Below are 3,686 nucleotides of genomic sequence, written 5' to 3' on the forward strand. Positions count from 1 at the left end.
CTACACTTATGCGATCGTCGGCAGCGTCAGATGTGTATAAGAGACAGATGCTGACCTCATCCATGATCGTAGGACTCGTTCCGTGGCTGAGCAGTCCGGCGCGCTTCGGTCTCCTGGTCGCCGCCGTCGCCCTGGCCGGCCTGGTCACCCAGTCCTACCGGCCCGCGGCTGCGGTGCTGCTCAGCGAGCTCATGCCCGAAGAGCACCGCGTCATGGCGTTCTCGATGATGCGGACGGCGCTGAACATCGGCGCCGCACTGGGTCCGCTGATCGCAGCCGGGCTGATCCTGCTCAACTGGGATCTGCTCTTCTGGCTCGATGCGGGTACCGCGTTCGCGTACGCGGTACTCGCACGCACCTTCCTGCCGGATATGCCGGCCGCGGCGGCGCAGGAGAAGCCGACCGAAGACAAGCGGTCCGCGTACGGTGTGCTGTTGCGTGACCGCAACTACCTGCTTTTCCTGGCCTCGGTACTGCTCGGTTCCATGATTTATGTGCAGTACATGGTCGCACTGCCGCTCAAGATCACCGCCGATGGGCATTCGGCCGCACTGTACAGCGTGGTGCTCGCCACGTCCTCGCTCACCGTGGTCCTGTGTGAACTGAAGATCACATTCTATGTCAAGAACTGGCGGCCGAACCTCGTGGGTGCCTTTGGTACCGCGCTGATGGGCGTCGGTCTCGCCGCGTACGGACTCGCTACCCGCTCGGTCGTTCTGATCATTCTCAGCACCGTGGTGTTCGTCTTCGGTGTGATGATCAATGGGCCGACGATGTTCGCACACCCGGCTACGTTCCCGGCGACGGTGAAGGCTCGGTACATCGGCGCGCACTACGCGACATTCGGACTCGGTCTGGCGCTCGGGCCGACTCTCGGCGTGCTTGCCTGGCAGAGTCTGGCCAACGGTGTCTGGCCGGTGTGCGGTGGTATCGGCGTGATCGCCGCGTTGTGCGCGCTGGTGGGCATGCGGGAGAACGAGCGGCATGCACATCCCCGTCCGGCCCAGCCGGAAACGCTGCGGCGAAGCGACGAGACCGTTGACTACGCCACGATCGACGAGGTGCCGTCGGCAGCCCGTGGCTAGGATTTTCTGAATGAATAGCATGCCGAATAACGCCGCCCGTCACGGGCGGCGTTATTCGTGTCCGACCAGGTTCGTGAATTTGGTTGTCTCCGGCGATCAATCCTGTCGAACAATGATTGGGTCGGCTTGAATTGTGAGGTACCGGCGAACTGAGTTCGGCCGGCGCAGCAGAATAGGACTGCGACGATCGGAGTGGGATTTTGATAGACCAAGAGGTCGACGTACTGGCGATCGGAGCCGGACCGGCAAACCTGGCGTTGGCGATCGGCATCGAGGAGTCCGGTGTACGGGAGCTGGCCGAGAACACCCTGTTGCTGGAGCAGTATCCCGACGTCAAATGGCAGCGGAACCTGCTGCTGCCGTGGGCGCGCAGTCAGGTGTCATTCCTGAAGGATCTGGTGACTCTGCGAAACCCCAGGAGTCGGTTCACCTTCCTGAGCTTTCTGCACGAGCAGGGCCGTCTGGACGAGTTCGTGAACCTGGGCACGTTCAACCCGTTCCGCTGGGAACTGTCCGGCTATCAGCAATGGGTCGCGGACTCCCTGGAGCATGTCCGCGTCCGCTACGGCGCCCGCGCCGAGCGGGTCGAACCCAGGCGGGGCGGCGACGGCACGGTCCTCGGGTGGACGGTCACCCTCGCCGGCGGCAGCACCGTCCGTTGCCGCGACCTGGTCATCGGCACCGGCCGCGACCCGTACGTCCCCGACGTCTTCCGCGAGCTGCCTGCCGACCGGGTGATCCACAGTACCGGGTACTCCACGCGGATCGCGCAACTGCCGACTGATCGTCCACTGCGGGCCGTGGTGGTTGGCGGTGCACAGAGCGCGGCGGAGATGTTCATGGCGTTGCACCAGGACCTTCCGCTGAGCCAGCCGACCCTCCTGGTGCGCTCGGTCGGCCTGCAGAATTACCAGACCAGCAAGTTCGTCAACGAGCTGTTCTTCCCCTCCTTCGTGGACGAGTTCTTCGACAGCGGCCGTGAGACCCGCGCGGAGATCCTCGACGAAATGCATCTGACCAACTACGCCGGGTTGGCTGCGCCCTTCGTCGACGAGCTGTACTCGATGCTCTACCAGCAGAAGATGCTGGGCCGCCGGCGATCCGTCGTGCGAGCCATGATCGAGGTCGTCGGCGCCCGCGTCGACGGCGACGAGGTTGCCCTGGACCTGCGGGACCGTAGGAGCGGCAAGATCGAGTCGCTGCGCGCTGACCTGGTGCTGCTCGGGACCGGATACGAACCGGAAATGCCCGCGCTGGTGCGGGATCTCGCACAGCGGCTGGGGCTGGATGACATCGCGGTCAGCAGGCGCTACCGCGTCGACCTGGACGATTCGGCGTGGGGCGCGGTGTACCTGCAGGGCGTCAACGAACAGACCCATGGCATTTCGGACTCGTTGATCAGCGTGCTCGCCCACCGCTCCCAGGACATCATCGCCGACCTGCTCGACCGGCGCGCGGCGCCGGTGGCGTGGAGCGCGTGATGGAGATCCGCAGGTTGGACCGAGCGAATCTGACCCGTGCCTACGGTCTGGACTCGGCACGGCTGTTGCCCTGGCCTGTGCTGAACGCGCCGTTCGAAGGCGCCTGGTGCGTGCTGCGGCCAGGCGACGTGTCGACCGCGCACACCCACCACGAGCACGAGATCTTCATCGCCATGAGGGGTCGCTCGACCCTGGTGGTCGACGACGAGCGGCATGAGTTCACCGAAGGCGACATCGCGCATCTGCCCCCCGAATGCATCCATCAGGTGGTCAATGACGATGCCGAGGACTTCGAGTACTACGGCATCTGGTGGGACAGCGCCATGTCGGTGAAGTTCATCTGGTCGCTCGAGGGCCAAAGGCGATGCGATCGTGGTTCTGTCGCATCGCCGGAGGCCGAACTCTCCGGGTCGCTCGAGGGCCAAAGGCGATGCGATCGTGGTTCTGTCGCATCGCCGGAGGCCGAACTCTCCGGGTCGAGGGCCAAAGGCGATGCGATCGTGGTTCTGTCGCATCGCCGGAGGCCGAAGTCCCCAGGTCGCTCGAGGGGCAAGTACCGTGACCGGGCGGGTGGTGGTGATCTCGCCCGCGCCCACCGCAAACGGCGACCTGCATCTGGGTCACCTGGCAGGTCCGTTCCTGGCGGCCGATGTGTACACCCGGTACAGCCGCGCGGTAGGCCGCGAGGCGCTGCTGGGCACCGGCGTCCAGGACACCCCGACCTACGTGGTGACCACGGCCCACCGACTGGGCACGACACCGGCGGAGCTGGTGGCCCGCTCGACGCGGGACGTGCGGGCGACCCTGGCGGCCATGGGCATCGCGATCGACGGGTTCACCGGGGTCGAGGAACGGTTCATCAAGGTGGTCCGGGGCTTCATGGAGCGGCTGCACGCCGCCGGTAAGTTCCGACTCGAGACGATGATGTTCCCGTACTCGCCGCGCACCGGACAGTACCTGGTGGACGGGTACGTGCGTGGCGGTTGCCCGATCTGTCTGGCCGACGGATGCGCCGGGCTCTGCGAGAGTTGTGCCCATCCGATCGCCGCGGGCGACCTCATCAACCCGCGATCAACCATGTACCCCGACGATCCGGTGCAGTTGCGTGCGGCGCAGGTCC

The 3,686-nt window shown here is 65.4% G+C and carries 2 protein-coding genes and 1 pseudogene; all 3 read left to right on the forward strand.

Features of this window, described 5'->3' with window-relative positions; translation table 11 throughout:
* Positions 1–1,285: 1,285 nt before the first annotated feature.
* Complete coding sequence (locus U9977_RS18640; RefSeq protein WP_322750560.1) at positions 1,286–2,566, forward strand: lysine N(6)-hydroxylase/L-ornithine N(5)-oxygenase family protein; 1,281 nt, start codon at positions 1,286–1,288, stop codon at positions 2,564–2,566.
* Positions 2,566–2,907: pseudogene (locus U9977_RS27110) on the forward strand (cupin domain-containing protein); the annotation flags it as partial. The gene U9977_RS18640 and the pseudogene U9977_RS27110, both read left to right, overlap by 1 nt.
* 217 nt (positions 2,908–3,124) lie before the next feature.
* The coding region (locus tag U9977_RS18645; protein ID WP_322750561.1) for a class I tRNA ligase family protein at positions 3,125–3,686 on the forward strand (562 nt) is incomplete at its 3' end.

This window comes from Protofrankia sp. Cas8, from assembly GCF_963555845.1.
Taxonomy (GTDB): Bacteria; Actinomycetota; Actinomycetes; order Frankiales; family Frankiaceae; genus Protofrankia.